Below are 18,059 nucleotides of genomic sequence, written 5' to 3'. Positions count from 1 at the left end.
CCTAAGGCAGAGTTTCCAACTGAACAGTCGCTTGATGCATTTATTGGTATTCAGGCAATGAGCTACAATGACCGTTATTTCAATCGAATTCATAAAGGCTTTGGTCAGGTTCAGGACACCTTAGAATCCTACTTTGATTAAATAAATAATTAAAAAATCAATTTACGAGAAAGATCTATTTACACAAAAGATTTGACAGTTTCAAATTAACTAAGATGGGATGTGAATCTTTGTTATAATATCAGTATGTTTGGATTAAATAAAGTTAAAAATATTAGTTATAAAATATGTAGAAGATAAAATGAAAATAAAAGAATTACGTAAATTAATTATCTCGAAGAGATTGAATTTTATTTTGGGTTCAGGTTGCTCCACCCCTGCTATTCCGTTAATGGGGGAATTTTGGAAGAAGTATCCTGAGAATAAAGACAAAGCGAATGAAAAACTGGAAGAAGAGATAAAAAGAGTAAGTAATATTCTGGTAAGTCAAAATGTGGATCAGATTAATGTCTATAATAAAGAAATTCATGATGTTTTAGATGTATATATTTATTTCATTCAAAAGGTAATAGAATACTTAAATTTATCTAACGCAAGAGAAACTCCAAGAAGAACAAATATATTTACTACAAATTATGATCTTTTTATTGAAAAAGCTTTTGATATTCTTTCGCAAAATTATCGCTTTGTTATCAATGATGGAGCTAAAGGATATTTTAATAGAATATTGGAAAGTAGTAATTTTGATCAGGTTGTTTCATATAAGGGGATGAATGATAATTATATTTCAGAGATACCATCAATAGCATTGATTAAACCACATGGTTCTGTCAATTGGGAAAAAGATTCAAAAAATGAGAGTTTGTTTATTCGAAACAGGGTAGTAAGTAATCCTGTAATAGTAAAACCTACAGGATTTGAAGCGGAAGATACATTTAATCAAAATCATTTCTTTAGTATGCTGAGATTTTTTACAAATGAACTTGATAAGCCTCAATCAGTACTGGTAGTTATTGGATTCTCTTTTCAAGATAAGCATATTGCCAGAATGGTTAGAAGAGCTATTGCTAATCCTGAGTTATTAGTGATTTGTTTTTGTTATTCAACGGATGATGTAGGTAAGATTTTAGCTAATCTACAAATAAAAATGGATGAACAAGGACCAGTTAATTTGAAATTTGTTGTTCCTGAAAATAATAAAGGTCAGATAAAAAATTTAAATATTTTAAAACATGAGGATAAAATAACTTTAGAAACAGTAGTAAGATTTATGAATGGTGCTTTTGATGAAACCGATGATGAATAAAAGCTTAGGAGTTATAGTTGCTGTTGATGGTAATGTATCACAGGTGGGAATGTATTCAATGTCCAATGATTCAGAAATTCTGTGGAGAGGTGAAATATTAGCGGGGCCTAAAGTTGGTGCATTACTGACTGTTTTACAAAACGATGTAAAGATAATAGCTAAAGTGATAAATGAAAAGATTGTGGACCAACAAAATTCTGTTAAAAGTGTCGAATTTGATAATAGATATCATAAAAATTCGATTAACAGAATAGTAAGTTTGAAGACACAGGGTGTAATAGAAGATAATAAATTCAAAGTAACTAGTAGTTTTGTACCAATGATCGGAAATGAGGTAACTATTACTTCAAAAGAAGATATAAATCTAATTTATGGAATAAAAAATAACGCACCATATATTCCAATAGGGAAAACTATATTTGAAAATAAACGCTTAAATATTCCTATTAATGAGTTATTTGGATCACATATTGGTGTCTTTGGAAATACTGGTAGTGGAAAATCAAATACTCTTCATAAGTTGTATTTAAATTTATTCAATAGTAGATATCGCAATGGTATTTTAAAAAAATCACAATTTTTTGTATTTGATTTTAATGGTGAATATAGAGGAAATAATATTTTTGGATTAGGTGAAGAGAATCGAAAAATTATTGATTTAAACACCTCTAACCCTAATTCTCAAGAAAGAGTTTTGATAGATAGACAGACATTTTTAGATAGTGATATTCTTATAATGTTGTTTGATGCCAAGAGCGGAACGCAAGCTCCTTTTTTATTGAGAGCATTGAAAAGCTATAAGTCTACTGAAAATGGTGTGCAGCTTGCTCGGATTGAAGTAGGACTTTTAAAAACATTGTTAAGCGATTTTAAACATACTACCCCGAACATTGAAGAAGAATGGATAGAAGTTTTTGAAAAGTATTTATCTTCTTATATTGCTACCTCTGAGTGTAAGACATTTGTAGAAGAAAGACTAAACGATTTTAGCAAATTACAAAAAATCCAATCTAGTGGATATATTTCTTCAACTAATACTGAATATTTTAAATCAGGTAATAAAAGTTCCTATTTTTATAAAGGCGAAAGTTTTTTACCCTTAGCAAATAAGTTCTTTGCTTATTTGACAGATGTAGTTGCTAATTGCTTTGAACAGTGCAGTGAATTTACAAGATTAAAAACATTTTTGGCTTTTCAAAAAATTTATGTAACAGCGTGGAATAACAAAATGTCAGAATATTTAGGGCCACTGTTTAATAGAATATTAAACGTATTGGATAGTTTAGAAAAAACTATAAAAATAGGTAATGATCCTGAATATACAGATTTCTATTTACCGGTAAATATAATTTCTTTTGCTCAGTGTGATTTAACAGTAAAACGTATAATACCGATGTTAGTAGCAAAAATGTTATATAATCAGCAAAAAAATAATGTGATAACTAATGGTTATGTGGAAAGGACCACACATTTGATTATTGATGAAGCACATAATATATTAGGTACTGTTCACAATAAAAGTGATTATTGGCAAAATAAAAGATTATCGTCGTTTGAAGAAATAATAAAAGAAGGACGAAAATTCGGCTTTTTTCTCACGATAGCAAGCCAAAGACCGGCAGATATATCACCAACTATTACTTCTCAATTACATAATTTCTTTGTTCATCGATTAGTAAACGATAAAGATTTAGCAATGTTAGAGAATGCTATGCCTACCCTTGATAAAGCCTCGTTTAATATGATTTCTTCATTGGGTCAAGGAGAAGCAGTTTTAACGGGAAAAGCATTTCCTATTTCAATTTTTACAAAAATAGATCAAGCAGAAAAAAACTATAGACCTAAGAGCGATGACGTTGTCTTAACAGATATTTGGTCAGAAAAATAATTAGAGAATGTTAATAAAGCAGATATTTTTGGATTTGCAAAATTGAAGGAAAAGACATATGAAAATAGGAAATTGGATTTCGGTTGTAAGTATAATTGTTTCATTAATTATTGCGATTTCATCATGGATATATACTGCTTGGACGACGTGGAAAAATAATAGACCCAGTGTAATTATCGCTATTAGACATTATCGATTAGCCAATTTTATGAATAGATACTTAATAATAAAAAATTATGGCAAAACGACAGCAGATATAAAATTCGTTACAAGTGAATGGGTGACAGGTGAAAATGAAAAAATTGACTTATCTATTTGGCAAGATATCACGCTTGCACCTAATCAGGATGATGTATATTATTTACCAGATTGGATAGAAGGTAAATTAAAAATTAAAGTTAAGTATTCTAGACATAATAGTTTGAGTAAATCGGGTCAGTTTAATGATGAATTTGAGTTCAATATCAATAAAGAAAATGATATTGAACTTAGGGTGAAAAATGATAAAGGAGAAACTAATTATTTGGCAGAAATTGCTAGAAGTATTCAAGAATTGAAGAAGTAAGTAGGGTGAAAAAGTTTTGAAGCAAATGAAACATTATGTCGCCACTCATTGGTTTTGTATAAATATTGTTATTCTAGTAGGATTGTTTGGAATTTTAATAGGTGCGTTGATTAATGCTAAGGGTGAAGAATTAGGAAGTTGGGCTGATTGGGTAAGTGGTATTGGAACAGTTGCAGCTTTATTTTTTGCTTATAGTGAAATTATTAATTCAAGAAAGCAATTTGAAAAGGAGCATGAATCTAAATTACAAGTTTATAGTAGTTGGAAAGATTCTGTGAAACTAGAACTTAAGCCAAAGGAAAGTGAAAATCAGGGTGGTGGGAATGCTACTATAAATTCTTCAGGATTAGAATTGCATGTAGTTCCAGTAAATACTGGCCTTTCTGGTGGAGTTTATCGCTATTTTGGAATATGTAAAAAGAAAGATTTTAAAAAAATTAGTGAAATAATGTTTAAGATTCAACATGGAAATTTCAGTAACGAAGAAAGCTATAAAATCATAAATCTTGTATGCTGTTCGCATGAGGATTTAGGAGAAACTAGTACTGACTTTGACATTTCGGGAATGCGATTGATTTTTCCTGATAATAACAAAGTATTTCAATCAATAAAACCCAATAATGTAGGTAAAATTGAAAATAAAAGTAAAAAAGAAATATGTAATAAATTAGGAGAAGAAGCCTATAAGGAATCCTTGGTGGTTTTGTATACTGATCCTAGTTTAAATTTATATTCATTTGATGTAAAACCATATGAGGAAGCGAAGGCGACAGTAACCATGAATTTGTCAGATGAAAAATAAAAAGCATTGTGCAATTTCATCCATAGTAAGCTTTGAGGTGGCTGAATTGATGCGCCATCTGTATGGATTTTAGAGTTCTGCTAGTTTTGCCACTTCTATCCTTATAATCATGTCAATAAACTTGGTGTCAAGCATTAACACTAAGATAAACTTCCTAGTGTTTTAATATCATTGTTTTGTCTTTCCTGTCGAGTCAAAGACGTAGACTAATCCCAGAAAAATACCCAAGTTATCTATTTTAAAAATTACCAAACGCTAATATTCTAAATTTGAAGGATGCTTGACAGTTTATTTACTATGGGCAAAAGAGACACGAATGGTGCAAAAGGAAGGGAAGCCCTTTGCTATTTGATTTAAGATAATTAACAACTATATTTATAGGGAAATAAGAACTATTGAAAGGTAATATTGTGAATAATATCGGACGTCTCTTTTGGTTAAAACTCAAAAATACTAATGCAATATTGACTTCGTTGGTTATTGCGATATTGATTATAACAATTGATTACTTTAATGTTATAAGCTCAGTGCAAATTTCTTTTGCAATTACTATAACAGGTATTGTTGTACTAATTGCCGTTTGGACTATGTATGTTACTAATTTTTATAAGCTAATCAAATTATCAAGTATTAATGTGTTAGATATGGTTTTAGTAACAATTGTCATGACAATGCTGATTTATATGATGTATTTGACTTACATAAATCAGAAAAATACATGGAAGTTCGATTTGGCTACAAGTACTTTAGTTGTTATGTTAATCTCTTTGTTTATAAGATTGAGTTATGTGAAAAAGTCATTAGGTGAGCATAAAAGTAATAGGACTGTAGTTGATTTACGTGATCTATGTGAAGGAAAAATAACAAAATATCCAATCGTTGTTGGTGATCAGGCCGTTAACTATGATCTGTTGGATAGAGATGTGATTGTATCAGTACTTTGTGATTCGATCAATTCAGCTTATTCATCGGGTGCCTATGTAATTGGTTTAGAAGGTGAATGGGGAACAGGAAAAACAACAATTGCCAACTTGGTTCAACAGCGTTTAGTTAAAAATGACGATATTTGTGTTGTTAAAGGCTTGGATTTTTGGACGACTGGCTCTTCGGCTGCACTTATTCAAACCATGTATGATTCTTTGTTAAAAGCATTAGATATTAACTATAATTCGGTTAGAATGAATAAGCTTTTAAAACGTGTAGCTAAATTCATGGTAAATATACCACAAACAGGAAACACGCTTAATCAGATAATTAATGAAAATATATCACAAGATGATGTTGATCAGCTACATGATGAATTAAAGGATTTAATTTTAACTAGTGGCAAAAAATATGTATTTTTTGTTGATGATTTAGATCGAGCAAATAAGTCACAAGTATTATTTTTATTGAAGATGCTTGGTACCTTGTTTAATTTACCAAATTCAATCTTTGTATTGCTTTATGATAAAAATAGAATGGAGCAAATTGTAAGTAACGGAGAAGAAGTAAATCCCGCCTTTGAAGAAAAGATAGTTAATCAAGAAATTAGAATTCCTAAAGTTTCCGAGAAAGTAATTAGTAAAATATATAAAAAAAGTTTGTCTGAAGTTGCTAAAGCAAATGAAATTAGTGATGCCAAATTAAGTTTGCTTATGCCTGCCATAGAACTGGTTGTTAAGCAGATAGGGAGTCTTAGAGAATTAAAACGGGTTATTAATTCCGTTTGCAGTATTGCATTTAGTAAAGACAATAAGTTAAATCCAGCTGATTCATTATTACTTGAATTTATTTATTTTAAGGCTCCTAGTCTGTACAAGTTGATAAAAGATAATAGCTCTAGTTTTATTTCACAAGATTTTGCATCAGCTATGCAATATTTAATGGAAAATGATAATGAGCGTACAGAGCGGCTGAAGAAATTTTATGATGAAAACCTGGAGGAGTATAAAAAGTATATACCAATATTAGAAGAAATGTTTCCTTATGTGAAGAGCTATTATGCTCATGATCGATTACATCTTAGTCCAGATATAACTACAGATGAATTAAAGAATGATAAAAGGCAAAAACAGTTCAGAATATGCAGTGGTTACTATTTTGATTTATACTTTTCACTTACGCAGAATGATTATTCGAGAATTAATCTTCAAGTTGAAGATACAGTTAATAAAATTAATGCAGTATCAACTGAAGAAGCGTTGGAGAGGATTTATCGGAAATTTATTGATTCGCCTAGTGAAGAATTAATATTAAAAATTGCAGATTTAAGATTATACATAAACCAAATTAACGATGATAAAAAGATACCATTATGTAGATTATTGTTGAGTAGTGCTAATAAATTTTGGGATGATGGATTTCCTAGTCCTCGTACACAAGTACTATTTAGATGCAAGGAATTACTAGAAACTTCAGATCCTAAAGCAGTCTCTGAAATGCTTAAACAGTTTTATAAACGATATGAATTGTTGCGGTGTATGGATACCCTTAATAGTTTTGCTGAAAAAGTTGATTGGTTACAAAAATTAACGACAAAATGTTGGTATGAAATTTGTAAAAATATTTTAAAGAACAAAGTTAATCTGTATGAAGATGGAATTTATGAAGACAAAAATGCGTGGGGATTATATCGTTATGTAAAACATCAAAAATTATCTCCAAAATGTATTTCTGATTATTTAGATTCAATTATTTCTGATAAAAATGTATATAGGATTTTAAATGATGCTGTGCGGGAATCTAGAGGCACTAAAGGATATGGCTATCGATTGGAAAATGAGTATTTGAATACTATTGGATTAGCGCATGTTTCCAAATTAAGAACGATTTTGCAGAAAACTAAACCTGTTAATGCCTCTCAAGAAAGGGTATATCTTGCTTATCATAAATATTTGGAAGGAGACAATGAAGAAAGATATTACGAGAGTCCTATTAATCCGAGTGAATTGTAAAATTGGCATAAGTTAAAATGATAGGTGGTTTATGGCTTCTTCTTTCATAAGCGTTATATAACTGAGTACCTTCTATCTTGATGAAATTTGTTTCATGCTGAAAGCATCATTTAGGAGGTGTTTTTTATGGAAAAGGACAAGCTTCCTATCGTGGCTTTGAGCCAAAGACGGATCTCAAGACCAACTCACAAAAAGCATACCTGCTGTCCGGCATTAGACAAGCAGATCTAGAGCTGGATTTTCTATAGTAGCTCGGTTTCCCTAGTTGAAGAAAAGCTCGAAATGGATCTGAACGAGTCTTTCTTTTTTGGGGTTGCAAGCAGGGACGCTTCAAAGCTCTTTGCAGGGATGACTGGAGATACTTGATCATAGTGATGCAGAATAACGAAATGCTGCTCCTAACTTTTTTGATATTAATGTTGACAATAAGGTTTAAATAAGAATTTTTACAGCTTGTAACTAACTACAAAAGTATTAAGTTAATCCGAGTAGATCAAACCACCTTATTTATTTTCCTGAATTATTAAATTAAGTGCAACAGTTAGTCTATGAGAGAAAATATATTGCTTGAAGGGTTCTTCTGCTGTGTAATATTGGAAGATTCGGTGATGATTTGTGGCAGCAAGCAGATGCCAAAGTCGGTGACAATGTTGCCATGCTTGGTTGGGTTTCAGACCACTTAACTTATGGTTATAAACCGCTTAATGGCGATGCAGCAGTCTTGGTAGCTAGTGTTCCATTTAACTGGAGAACTTCAACTTATTCATACTATGCTGTTCCCGTTAAAGGCAACAAGAAAGAAGTATTAGTAACTTCATACATGACAAATCGTGGTTTTGCTTCAGGCCCTAACAAGCGCTCAACAATGGCACCAGCATTCTTGGTCAGAATTGATGGTGATACTACCAAAGTTGAGAATATTGCTACAGCTCAAGGCGACTGGGTTTACGATAAGAAGAGCAAGCGCAAATCGATGATTGTGAAGACGATTCGCGGCGCACATTTGAAGGGTGAGCCGATTGACCATAGTTTGTTGAAGAAAGCTTAAGATTTTGTTGAAAAGAGTCCATCCTGTTGGGGTGGACTTTTTTGGTTTATTTTTTCTTCAAATAATTTGACATGTGTATTATGGTGTGTATAATAATGAGTAAAGTCAAAGAAAGGAGGGGAAACATATGCCGTGGAAACCAGCTAAAATGTTGAGGTTTCTAAAGAAGCACGGTTTTGTTGAAATAAGTAGGTATACCCGTAAAGGAACGAGTCATATTAAATTAATCAATTACCAAAATGGTAGGTATACTGAAGTTCCCATGCATAAAGGAAAAGAATTAAAAAAAGGAATACAAGAGGGAATCTTAAAGCAAGCCGGCTTAGTCGAAGAGGCACGTTCAGAATAACGTGCTTTTGGCATATTATATTATGAAAAATAAAGTTTTATATCCTGTAATTGCCAGAGAATACAATGATGATGGTCATTATTTTGTTGTAACTTCACCTAATGTTCAGGGAATGATTGTTGAAGGTGATACACTAGAAGAAGCTATTGAAGAGGCATCATTTGATATTGCGGATTGGTTTGAAGTCAAGGGCAAAATTGAAAAGGTGGCTGATCCTTCAAAATGGCATCTTGAAAAAGATGAAAAATTAGTATATGTTCCCGTAAATTTGACTAATTTTTATAAGAAGTATGGAAAAACAGTTCGCAAGAATATTAGTGTGCCTGAGTATTTGGCAAACTGGGCTAAAGAAAATAAAGTTAATGTTTCTAGAGTTGCTTCAGATGCATTGAAAGCATTGCAAGAACAAAGAGCATAAAAATGTGATCCACCTTAATTTGTGTAAATTGAGGTGGATTTTTTGAATTGCACTCTTATCATTTGTTTAATGATTATATACGCGTAGCAGATATGATATAAAAATAATTAGGAAAAAGGGTGATATTTTTGCTTAACATCAGGCTACTGGTCTTTTTGTTTTGGAGTAAAGTTCTAAAATAGATTTGTAATTTGTAGCTAAGCGTCACCGCAAACTATTTTACAGTCTCCAATAATCATAATATATATCATTTACATATATTATTTATATGCATTACTTATATATATAATATATAATATGTAGGTAAGAGGTGATAAATATGAGCGAAACAGCAAATTTTAATATGAAGCTCCCTAAGAGCATGAAAGAGGAGGCACAAGCTACCTTCAAATCAATGGGAATGGATATGGCAACAGCTACCAGACTTTTCTATACTGCTGTAATTCAACAACAAAAGTTGCCATTTACTCCCCAAGCTGATGATGGTGCATTACAAGTCATTAAAGAGATGCACGATGAAGAAAGTAATGGCAGAGTTTATTCTTCGGCAGAAGATTTCGCTAAAAATTGGTTAAAGGATTTGAATTAATGGAAGTAATACCGAAGAAATATTTTTTAAGAACAGCCAAGAAGTATAAAAAGAAACATTATGACTTATCAAAAGTCAATAAGGTAGTAAGTCTAATCGAAAAAGAAGATTTTAACCAATTATATACTAAACATAAATTAGGTGTCATCCACGGAACGCATCCTCCTTTGTATCATGTTCATGTTGATCGAGCTTATAATGATGATTGGCTATTGTTTTATTTTGGTGACAATAACAAAATTTACTTGTCAGCATTAGGTAATCATAATTTGATTGAACATATTTCTAAGATATTTAATGATTAATCTGTAATGAAAGAATTTCCCGGATTTAAGATTTAAAGAACTAATGAATGAAGAAAAATAAATTCTTGGACTAATTTGCGTTCCATAAAGATAATTAACATGACTAAATACTACACAAGCGGCGAATTTGCGGAAAAAGCGCATGTCTCGATTCGTACGATTCGCTATTATGACCAGAAGAATTTATTAAAACCAGCTGTGCGTGCCAAGGGTGGTGCGCGGCGGTATACAGACCAAGATTTTGCTAAATTGCAACAGATATTGCTACTGAAATATCTGGGCTTTTCACTTAGTGAGATTCGGGAGATGACGATTGGGTCAGGGGATGCCCAAGTCTTGCTCAATTCTTTGCAAATTCAAAAGCGTCTAGCTGAAGAGCGACTTGAAGAAATGAAAAATGTGATTGCGGCGATCAATTCGACAAGTCAGGCGTTGAAGTCTAACCAGCAAGTTGACTGGAGCCAAATGCTAAAGCTGATTCACCTAACTTCAATGAATCAATCACTTAGTCTGCAATATAAAAATGCCACCAATATCTCTGCCCGCATTCGTTTGCACCGTGATTATTCGCTTAACCAAGAGGGCTGGTTCCCTTGGCTTTTTAGTAATTTACACCTCAAAGCTGGAATGAAAATATTAGAGCTAGGAGCTGGTAACGGCGCCTTATGGTCACAGAATCTCGCTAAAATTCCAGCTGGTGTAACGGTAGTTCTATCGGATATTTCAGAAGGAATATTGGCTGATGCCAAGAAGGCAATTGGCCAGCAGCCACAGTTTCAATATGCCGTTTTCGACGCTCAGAAAATTCCTTTTGCAGACAATACTTTTGATTTGGTAATTGCCAACCACATGCTTTTTTACTGTGATAATCTTGCTAAGACTTTGCAAGAAGTACAACGTGTGCTTAAGCCCGATGCTGCTTTTACTTGCAGCACTTATTCTAAAAAACACATGCATGAAATTACCGATCTTGTGCAGATCTATAATGCCAATATTGTTTTGTCTTCGACTAATTTATATGAACGCTTTGGTTTAGACAATGGTCGGCAAATACTGCAGCCATATTTTAAGGATATCGTTTGTCACAAGTACCGAGATGCGATTGAACTTTCGGATTCGATGCCACTTATTTCCTATATATTATCTTGTCATGGAAATCAAAATTCAATTCTACTTGATCATTATCAAGACTTTAAGCAGTATGTCGATCAGCAAGTTGAAGATGGCTTTCACATTACCAAAGATGCAGGCTTTTTCAGTTGTAAAAAGTAGCATCTTTTTATTTTATCCTCTTGAAGGTGACGTAACGTAATGTTATATACTGCAAATGAATTAAGTTTTTGTAGTGGAGGAATTACATGAAAGTTATTGTTACTGGCGGAGCAGGTTTTATTGGCTCAAACTTCATCTTTTACATGATGAAAAAGCATCCCGATTATGAGATTATTTGCTTAGATAAGTTAACCTATGCAGGTAATTTATCAACCCTGAAGAGCGTTTTAGACAAGCCTAATTTTAAGTTTGTCAAGTTAGATATTTGTGATCGCGAGGGTGTTTACAAGCTTTTTGAAGAAGAAAAGCCCGATGTAGTTGTCAACTTTGCTGCTGAAAGCCACGTTGACCGTTCTATTGAAAACCCTGAGATTTTCTTAGAAACCAATATTATTGGTACTTCAGTCTTAATGGACGCATGTCGTAAGTATGGCATCAAGCGATTCCACCAAGTTTCAACTGATGAAGTCTACGGCGATTTGCCACTTGATCGTCCAGATCTCTTCTTCCATGAAGACACGCCGCTTCATACTTCAAGTCCTTACTCATCAAGTAAGGCTAGTGCCGATTTATTGGTTGGTGCATATGGCAGAACTTACAATTTGCCTGTGACGATTTCTCGTTGTTCAAATAATTATGGTCCATATCAGTTCCCTGAAAAGTTAATTCCATTAATGATTCAAAGGGCTTTGAATAATGAAAAACTTCCCGTCTATGGTGATGGTGAAAACGTTCGCGACTGGCTTTATGTTGAAGATCACTGTAAGGCAATTGATCTAATTTTGGAAAATGGTAAGCCAGGTGAAATCTACAACATTGGTGGCCACAACGAAATGCACAATATTGAAATTGTTAAGTTAATTTGTGATTACCTCGATAAGCCATATTCATTGATTGAACATGTAACTGACCGCAAGGGACACGACCGTCGTTACGCTATCGATCCAGATAAGATCCACTCAGAATTAGGCTGGTTGCCAGAGACTATGTTCAAGGATGGAATCAAGAAGACTATTCAATGGTATTTGGATAACAAGGAATGGTGGGAAAACATCATTTCTGGTGATTACCAAAATTACTATGAAGAAATGTATGGCAATAGAAAGGTATTAGATAAGAAGTAATTATGAAAGGAATTATTTTAGCTGGTGGCTCGGGAACGCGCCTTTATCCATTAACTTTAGTTACTAGTAAACAACTATTGCCTGTCTATGATAAGCCAATGATTTATTATCCATTATCTACTCTGATGTTGGCGGGGATTAAAGATATTTTGATTATTTCAACTCCAGCTGATACGCCAAGATTTGAGGAATTATTGGGTGATGGTTCTCAATTTGGGCTTAAGTTAAGCTACAAGGTTCAACCAAGTCCAGATGGTTTGGCTCAAGCCTTTACTTTAGGCGAAGATTTTATCAATGGTGAGCCTTGCGCCATGATTTTGGGCGATAATATTTTTTATGGGAATGGTTTTACTGAATTGCTTAAAAACGCTACAGCTGATGCACAAAAGGGTAAGGCAACCGTCTTTGGCTATTATGTCAATGATCCAGAGCGCTTTGGTGTGGTTGATTTTGATCAAAATGGCAAGGCAATCTCAATTGAAGAAAAGCCAGCTCAGCCAAAGAGTAATTATGCAGTGACCGGCCTCTACTTTTACCCAGCAGGAGTGAGTGAAAAGGCTGCGCAAGTTAAGCCAAGTGCACGTGGTGAATTGGAAATTACCAGTTTAAATGAAATGTACTTGAATGAAGATGATCTAAATGTGCAATTATTGGGTCGTGGCTATGCTTGGCTTGATACGGGAACAATGCAAAGCTTAGTAGATGCAAGTAACTTTGTTAAAATGACGGAAGAACGTCAAGGCGTGTCAATCTCTGCTCCTGAAGAAATTGCTTATGTTCACGGCTGGATTAATGAAGATCAATTGCGCGAAGCTGCTAAGCATTATGGCAAGAGTCCATACGGCAAACACTTAAGATCGGTTGCTGAAGGTAAGTTGCGTTACTAAGATTGAATGAAGAAAGAAGATAAACATGGGACAAATTAAAGTAGAAAAAAATGTCGGCGGTATCGAAGGATTAGCTGTAATTACTCCAACTGTTCACGGTGATGATCGTGGTTACTTCATGGAAACTTTTAACCAAAAAGATATGATGGATGCTGGCTTTAGTATTAATTTTGTGCAAGACAACCAATCCAGCTCAACTAAAGGTGTGCTTCGCGGTTTGCACTTCCAAAAGCAATACCCACAAATTAAGTTGGTTCGCGCCGTTCGCGGTAGTGTTTTTGACGTTGCTGTTGACCTTCGTAGTGAATCAAAGACCTATGGTAAATGGTATGGCGTTGAATTGACTGCAGAAAACAAGAAGCAATTTTTAATTCCACAAGGTTTTGCACATGGCTTCTTAGTACTAAGTGATGTGGCTGAATTTTGCTACAAGGTTAATGACTTCTGGCATCCAAATGATGAAGGCGGTATGGCTTGGAATGATCCTGAAATTGGCATCAAGTGGCCACACCTAAAGGGTGAATATCCAGGCAGTCCTGATGCTTCTGGTTATACTTTGGATGATGGCACTAAGTTAAATATGGCTGAACGTGATCAAGAATGGAAAGGTTTAAAGGATACTTTCAAGTTTTAATTAGTGAGGTAAATTAATGAAAGTTTTTGTAACTGGAGTTAATGGTCAATTAGGTCACGACGTGATGAATGAATTGGCCAAGCGTGGCTATGAAGGTGTAGGTTCAGACCTTGCTCCTGAATACAGTGGCGTTGAAGACGGCAGTGCTGTTACCAAGATGCCATACGTTTCTTTAGATATCACCGATGCAGATGCAGTTGACAAGGTAATCACTGAAGTAAATCCAGACGTAATTATTCACTGTGCAGCGTGGACAGCTGTGGATATGGCTGAAGATGATGACAAGGTTGAAGCTGTCCGAATGGTTAACGTTGGCGGTACGCAAAACATTGCTAATGTTGCCAAGAAGTTAGACGTACCAATGGTTTACCTTTCAACCGATTATGTATTTGACGGTCAAGGCACCAAGCCATGGAAACCTGACTTCAAGGGTTACAAGCCATTGAACGTTTATGGTGAAACTAAGTTAGGCGGCGAAAAGGCTGTTGCCGATATTTTAGACAAATACTTTATTGTGCGTATCGCTTGGGTATTCGGCATCAACGGCCACAACTTTATCAAGACCATGCTTAAGGTTGGTTCTAACCATGATGAAGTTAAGGTTGTTGATGATCAAATCGGTACGCCAACTTACACCTTTGACTTAGCTCGCTTGCTCGTCGACATGATCGAAACTGACAAGTACGGTTATTACCACGCAACCAATTCTGAATTATCAGCAACCGAAAGCGGTTATGATGAAAATGGCACCAAGACTGGTTATATTTCCTGGTACGATTTCACCAAGGAAATCTATCGCCAAGCTGGTTACGACACTAAGGTAACGCCAGTCACCACTGCCGAATATGGTTTGTCCAAAGCAGTTCGTCCATTTAATTCTCGTTTGGATAAAAGCAAACTAGTGGATAATGGCTTTAAGCCATTGCCAACTTGGCCTGATGCCGTTAAGCGGTATTTAGAAATTTTGAAGAAGCAAGGCTTCTTTGACAATTTGAAATAGATGGAAAATGAGGCATTTGGGATGCCTCATTTTTTGTTTAAAGTAATAAATTTAAGGAATCATTCCTCCTTACACAAACTATTTTACAGTCTCTTAATAACAGTTAAGACATTATCACTTATTAATCACAAACACATATTAAACTATCAGATTATTTTATATTATTTGATAAATTTCTACGATATAATGTAGGTATATCAAATACTTAGGAGGTAACAGTGCTATATCATGGTACCACTCAGCTTAATGCTAGGCGCATAGAAAAGGATGGCTTCCATGTTCCTATGCTTGATATACTAAATGTTGAAAGAAATAAAAGAAATTGGAATAAATCGATTGGATCTTTAGGCTATGGATTGTATACTTTTGAAAATGATCCTCAATTAGCTTATGAATTTGCCAGTAAATTCGACCCAAAAAATCCAGTTGTATTTGAATTGCCTAATATAATACCGGAAAAGAATCTATTAGATTTAACAGATCCAGATACTAATCTATTATTTAGAAAGTTTTGTGAAGATGAGCGTAATTCTAAACATGGTGAACGGATTTACGATCATGTTAGGCACAGAGGAAAAGTAAAATCTTATGCTGGTGTTATGACAGAATTATTTATAATTTTTCTTAAAAAGAAATATAAGATAACTACCTTAGGAGTTAAAAGATGGACAGAAACTGATTTACCGGGTGTAAGATATGGTGTAGGAGCTAATGGAATTGAAGTAACCGTTAGAAATGCTCAACTTATTAATATGGGGAAAATAAATATATTAAGAAGGGAAGATATTTATGGATCTTAGCAAAGTACATTTTACTGAAAAAGATGTTCAAGATTTTATGGATAGTTTAGATATTGAAGCTATTTTAAAAAATATTGATAAGATGCCAAATGATGATGACTATGAATCTTCTTTTTCTCATGACATGGAGTTTAACTTAAAAGAAGAAACTGATAAAGATAAACTTATTTTTATGCAGGACTTAGACGATAAAACGAAATATAGAGTAGTGGTAAAAGATTTTGAAACGGATTTAATAGCATGACAGTTATAAACTTTTTAGGATATTCAGTTAATAAAATGCTTCTTGAACAAAAAGAACCTGTTGTTCAAAATAAACAAACTAAAATTGAAGTAAAACAACATTTTAATGTTAGATATAATGTACAAGATAATAAGGCCAATGTGATTTTATCTTATAATGTTGATAAAGATGCTCCTTTTAAGTTAGATGTAGAGTTAGTAGGTCACTTTTCATTTAATGTAGATGAAGATGCAGGAAATAGAGGATTTAATTATTACTTACAAACAAATGCTGTAGCAATTATGTTTCCATATTTAAGACAAGTTTTAACTACTTTAACCGCTTTAACTAATACAATGACTCCAGTAATCTTACCAACTATTAATATTGCAGAATTATTGAAGTCAACTAAACAAGACCAGTAAAATCAAGTAGCTAATCTATTTTTTGATTGCTATGCGATTACAGGGTAGGATGTGTTTTTTGCACATCCTATTTTTGTACTTTTGAAAGAGCAAGATCATTAAGATTTTGCTGATTAAGCCCGAGTTATAAAAGTTATATTCTAAATAGACTAATCTGTTATATACTAAACAATATGGAGGAGGATATTATGAAGATTAAAAAAAGTTTTGTCCTTTTAATAGGGATGCTGTTTGCTTTAACAGTAGTTTTAACAATTAATCAACCTAAGCAAGTAAATGCATCAGTTTTTCAAAAAACTACAGTACCTAAGAAATTCCGAGGTACTTGGTATGGTTATGATTATCAAAAGAAGCTCAAGGCATTTAAGATTACAAGTTCTAAGATTGTACTAGCTGGCTATGGTGATTCCAGTATGAAGACCAGAACTTATAAATATACTAAGCGTTCACACAATTCACATGCTGACTATAGTTCACACCAGTTGATTAAATGTAGTGGCAATAGAATGTTGATGAGCTATCCAAATGGTGAAACAGCAGCTGCATATGTTACTGGCAATCGTAAGAAACTCTATGTCGGTATTAATATGTGGGTAGATACATATTATAAGAGTAAAGCTGCAGCCAAGAAAAATCATCAAGCTGATAAAAAAAGAAGTAGAGCAGTCAAGCTTTTTAAATTAGTTTGGCAACAGTAGTATAAAAGGTTCAATTTAGAGGAGAATCAATGAAGAAAAAAACTTTATTAGTGATAGTCGCATTACTATGTTTGACTACCGTTTTGGCAGTTTCAAGCAATACTGTAAATGCGGATAGTATTGATCTTAAAGGCAATTATTTATATGATCGGCAAGGCAAAGCACATAAGATTCCGATCACTAGAAGAGGCAATCATACTAAAGCAGCTGAGCGTGTGGCTAAGTTGATTGCTAAATGTGTTGGTAAAAAGGCTGGGGATACGGATTTAACGAGAGTAGACACCGCGGCATACTATGTTTCGTTATTTGCTGCTCGTGATGCATATTCAATGAAAGCTCCATATTATAATAAAGCTTATGGCGTATTCATTGGCGGTTCATGTTCATGTGCTGGAACAGCTGATGCGATGCAAATGGTTTTGAAACAAATGGGCTTTAAAGCTAGACACGTTAACAAAAATAAGTATACACATCAATGGTGCACTTTAAAGATGGATGGCAAAAATGGTTACGCAGATGGTCAGGCCGGTTTTGCCAATTATGGTAGTTACTTTTCTAAGAAAAATAAGTATGTCATGATTCCAGCAACTAGCGTGGCATTTAAGAAAATGAATGGCGAGTTAGAATAATTAAGTTGTATTTTTGAATAAGATAGTTGAGGACTTTGTTCTTTTGAGCAGGGTCCTTTTTCGTCCATAAAAATAACAACTATATTATTTTATGATTAAATGCATATTTTTTAATGGATTGTCTGATAACAAAGGATTCTTAGAAACTGTCAAATCTTTTG

The 18,059-nt window shown here is 33.6% G+C and carries 20 protein-coding genes and 1 pseudogene; all 21 read left to right on the top strand.

Annotation, left to right across the window (positions count from 1 at the left end):
• Positions 1 to 141, top strand: a pseudogene (locus CP367_RS04640) (IS256 family transposase); the annotation flags it as partial.
• A 160-nt stretch (positions 142 to 301) separates the two neighbouring features.
• Positions 302 to 1,306 (top strand): SIR2 family protein, encoded by a 1,005-nt coding sequence (locus tag CP367_RS04635; RefSeq protein ID WP_089146277.1) that lies wholly within the window; start codon positions 302 to 304, stop codon positions 1,304 to 1,306.
• Positions 1,287 to 3,194, top strand: coding sequence for an ATP-binding protein (locus CP367_RS04630; RefSeq protein ID WP_199160540.1), 1,908 nt, complete (start codon positions 1,287 to 1,289; stop codon positions 3,192 to 3,194). The genes CP367_RS04635 and CP367_RS04630 overlap by 20 nt, the downstream gene beginning before the upstream one ends.
• Before the next feature lie 58 nt (positions 3,195 to 3,252).
• The gene (locus CP367_RS04625) at positions 3,253 to 3,759 is read left to right on the top strand and encodes a hypothetical protein (RefSeq protein WP_089146276.1); all 507 of its coding nucleotides are present in this window, start codon (positions 3,253 to 3,255) and stop codon (positions 3,757 to 3,759) included.
• A 16-nt stretch (positions 3,760 to 3,775) separates the two neighbouring features.
• Complete coding sequence (locus CP367_RS04620) at positions 3,776 to 4,561, top strand: hypothetical protein (RefSeq protein ID WP_098043531.1); 786 nt, start codon at positions 3,776 to 3,778, stop codon at positions 4,559 to 4,561.
• A gap of 410 nt (positions 4,562 to 4,971) precedes the next feature.
• Positions 4,972 to 7,497, top strand: a complete 2,526-nt coding sequence (locus tag CP367_RS04615; protein ID WP_089146274.1) for a P-loop NTPase fold protein — start codon at positions 4,972 to 4,974, stop codon at positions 7,495 to 7,497.
• A 613-nt stretch (positions 7,498 to 8,110) separates the two neighbouring features.
• Positions 8,111 to 8,545, top strand: coding sequence for a glycoside hydrolase family 68 protein (locus CP367_RS04610; protein ID WP_233186509.1), 435 nt, complete (start codon positions 8,111 to 8,113; stop codon positions 8,543 to 8,545).
• A gap of 127 nt (positions 8,546 to 8,672) precedes the next feature.
• Complete coding sequence (locus CP367_RS04605; protein WP_089146273.1) at positions 8,673 to 8,894, top strand: type II toxin-antitoxin system HicA family toxin; 222 nt, start codon at positions 8,673 to 8,675, stop codon at positions 8,892 to 8,894.
• Positions 8,895 to 8,916: 22 nt separating this feature from the next.
• Positions 8,917 to 9,312 carry a type II toxin-antitoxin system HicB family antitoxin gene (locus tag CP367_RS04600; protein WP_089146278.1) on the top strand — a complete coding sequence of 132 codons (396 nt, stop codon included), beginning with the start codon at positions 8,917 to 8,919 and terminating at the stop codon, positions 9,310 to 9,312.
• Positions 9,313 to 9,631: 319 nt separating this feature from the next.
• Complete coding sequence (locus tag CP367_RS04595; RefSeq protein WP_013086868.1) at positions 9,632 to 9,901, top strand: type II toxin-antitoxin system RelB/DinJ family antitoxin; 270 nt, start codon at positions 9,632 to 9,634, stop codon at positions 9,899 to 9,901.
• Positions 9,901 to 10,206, top strand: coding sequence for a type II toxin-antitoxin system YafQ family toxin (locus CP367_RS04590; RefSeq protein ID WP_013086867.1), 306 nt, complete (start codon positions 9,901 to 9,903; stop codon positions 10,204 to 10,206). The genes CP367_RS04595 and CP367_RS04590 overlap by 1 nt, the downstream gene beginning before the upstream one ends.
• 99 nt (positions 10,207 to 10,305) lie before the next feature.
• Positions 10,306 to 11,478: a methyltransferase domain-containing protein gene (locus CP367_RS04585; protein ID WP_089146272.1), complete on the top strand. Its 1,173-nt coding sequence runs from the start codon at positions 10,306 to 10,308 to the stop codon at positions 11,476 to 11,478.
• 86 nt (positions 11,479 to 11,564) lie between these two features.
• Entirely contained in the window at positions 11,565 to 12,602 is a 1,038-nt protein-coding gene (rfbB, locus tag CP367_RS04580; protein WP_068812914.1) for a dTDP-glucose 4,6-dehydratase, read from the top strand.
• Positions 12,603 to 12,604: 2 nt separating this feature from the next.
• The gene (rfbA, locus tag CP367_RS04575; RefSeq protein ID WP_089150834.1) at positions 12,605 to 13,489 is read left to right on the top strand and encodes a glucose-1-phosphate thymidylyltransferase RfbA; all 885 of its coding nucleotides are present in this window, start codon (positions 12,605 to 12,607) and stop codon (positions 13,487 to 13,489) included.
• A gap of 25 nt (positions 13,490 to 13,514) precedes the next feature.
• Positions 13,515 to 14,123, top strand: coding sequence for a dTDP-4-dehydrorhamnose 3,5-epimerase (gene rfbC, locus CP367_RS04570; protein ID WP_089146270.1), 609 nt, complete (start codon positions 13,515 to 13,517; stop codon positions 14,121 to 14,123).
• Positions 14,124 to 14,139: 16 nt separating this feature from the next.
• Positions 14,140 to 15,123 (top strand): dTDP-4-dehydrorhamnose reductase, encoded by a 984-nt coding sequence (gene rfbD, locus CP367_RS04565; RefSeq protein ID WP_089146269.1) that lies wholly within the window; start codon positions 14,140 to 14,142, stop codon positions 15,121 to 15,123.
• 218 nt (positions 15,124 to 15,341) lie between these two features.
• Positions 15,342 to 15,923 (top strand): hypothetical protein, encoded by a 582-nt coding sequence (locus CP367_RS04560; RefSeq protein WP_089146268.1) that lies wholly within the window; start codon positions 15,342 to 15,344, stop codon positions 15,921 to 15,923.
• The gene (locus CP367_RS04555; protein ID WP_089146267.1) at positions 15,913 to 16,167 is read left to right on the top strand and encodes a hypothetical protein; all 255 of its coding nucleotides are present in this window, start codon (positions 15,913 to 15,915) and stop codon (positions 16,165 to 16,167) included. The genes CP367_RS04560 and CP367_RS04555 overlap by 11 nt, the downstream gene beginning before the upstream one ends.
• Positions 16,164 to 16,571 carry a protein-export chaperone SecB gene (locus CP367_RS04550; RefSeq protein WP_089146266.1) on the top strand — a complete coding sequence of 136 codons (408 nt, stop codon included), beginning with the start codon at positions 16,164 to 16,166 and terminating at the stop codon, positions 16,569 to 16,571. Before CP367_RS04555 ends, CP367_RS04550 begins: the two co-directional genes overlap by 4 nt.
• Positions 16,572 to 16,759: 188 nt before the next feature.
• Entirely contained in the window at positions 16,760 to 17,269 is a 510-nt protein-coding gene (locus CP367_RS04545) for a hypothetical protein (RefSeq protein WP_089146265.1), read from the top strand.
• 29 nt (positions 17,270 to 17,298) lie between these two features.
• Positions 17,299 to 17,898, top strand: a complete 600-nt coding sequence (locus CP367_RS04540; protein ID WP_089146264.1) for a hypothetical protein — start codon at positions 17,299 to 17,301, stop codon at positions 17,896 to 17,898.
• The last annotated feature ends 161 nt before the right edge of the window (positions 17,899 to 18,059 follow it).

It is taken from the genome of Lactobacillus sp. UMNPBX16 (assembly GCF_002553775.1).
Taxonomy (GTDB): domain Bacteria; phylum Bacillota; class Bacilli; order Lactobacillales; family Lactobacillaceae; genus Lactobacillus; species Lactobacillus crispatus.
The sequence above is the reverse complement of the archived record's forward strand: the minus strand, read 5'-3'. Positions and strand labels throughout refer to the sequence as shown.

Coding starts and splice junctions, on each gene's coding strand:
- CP367_RS04550 (WP_089146266.1), top strand. CDS start 16,164: ATGACAGTTATAAACTTTTTAGGATATTCAGTTAATAAAATGCTTCTT.
- CP367_RS04595 (WP_013086868.1), top strand. CDS start 9,632: ATGAGCGAAACAGCAAATTTTAATATGAAGCTCCCTAAGAGCATGAAA.
- CP367_RS04555 (WP_089146267.1), top strand. CDS start 15,913: ATGGATCTTAGCAAAGTACATTTTACTGAAAAAGATGTTCAAGATTTT.
- CP367_RS04590 (WP_013086867.1), top strand. CDS start 9,901: ATGGAAGTAATACCGAAGAAATATTTTTTAAGAACAGCCAAGAAGTAT.
- rfbC (WP_089146270.1), top strand. CDS start 13,515: ATGGGACAAATTAAAGTAGAAAAAAATGTCGGCGGTATCGAAGGATTA.
- CP367_RS04600 (WP_089146278.1), top strand. CDS start 8,917: ATGAAAAATAAAGTTTTATATCCTGTAATTGCCAGAGAATACAATGAT.
- rfbA (WP_089150834.1), top strand. CDS start 12,605: ATGAAAGGAATTATTTTAGCTGGTGGCTCGGGAACGCGCCTTTATCCA.
- rfbB (WP_068812914.1), top strand. CDS start 11,565: ATGAAAGTTATTGTTACTGGCGGAGCAGGTTTTATTGGCTCAAACTTC.
- CP367_RS04635 (WP_089146277.1), top strand. CDS start 302: ATGAAAATAAAAGAATTACGTAAATTAATTATCTCGAAGAGATTGAAT.
- CP367_RS04630 (WP_199160540.1), top strand. CDS start 1,287: ATGAAACCGATGATGAATAAAAGCTTAGGAGTTATAGTTGCTGTTGAT.
- CP367_RS04545 (WP_089146265.1), top strand. CDS start 16,760: ATGAAGATTAAAAAAAGTTTTGTCCTTTTAATAGGGATGCTGTTTGCT.
- CP367_RS04585 (WP_089146272.1), top strand. CDS start 10,306: ATGACTAAATACTACACAAGCGGCGAATTTGCGGAAAAAGCGCATGTC.
- CP367_RS04605 (WP_089146273.1), top strand. CDS start 8,673: ATGCCGTGGAAACCAGCTAAAATGTTGAGGTTTCTAAAGAAGCACGGT.
- CP367_RS04540 (WP_089146264.1), top strand. CDS start 17,299: ATGAAGAAAAAAACTTTATTAGTGATAGTCGCATTACTATGTTTGACT.
- rfbD (WP_089146269.1), top strand. CDS start 14,140: ATGAAAGTTTTTGTAACTGGAGTTAATGGTCAATTAGGTCACGACGTG.
- CP367_RS04625 (WP_089146276.1), top strand. CDS start 3,253: ATGAAAATAGGAAATTGGATTTCGGTTGTAAGTATAATTGTTTCATTA.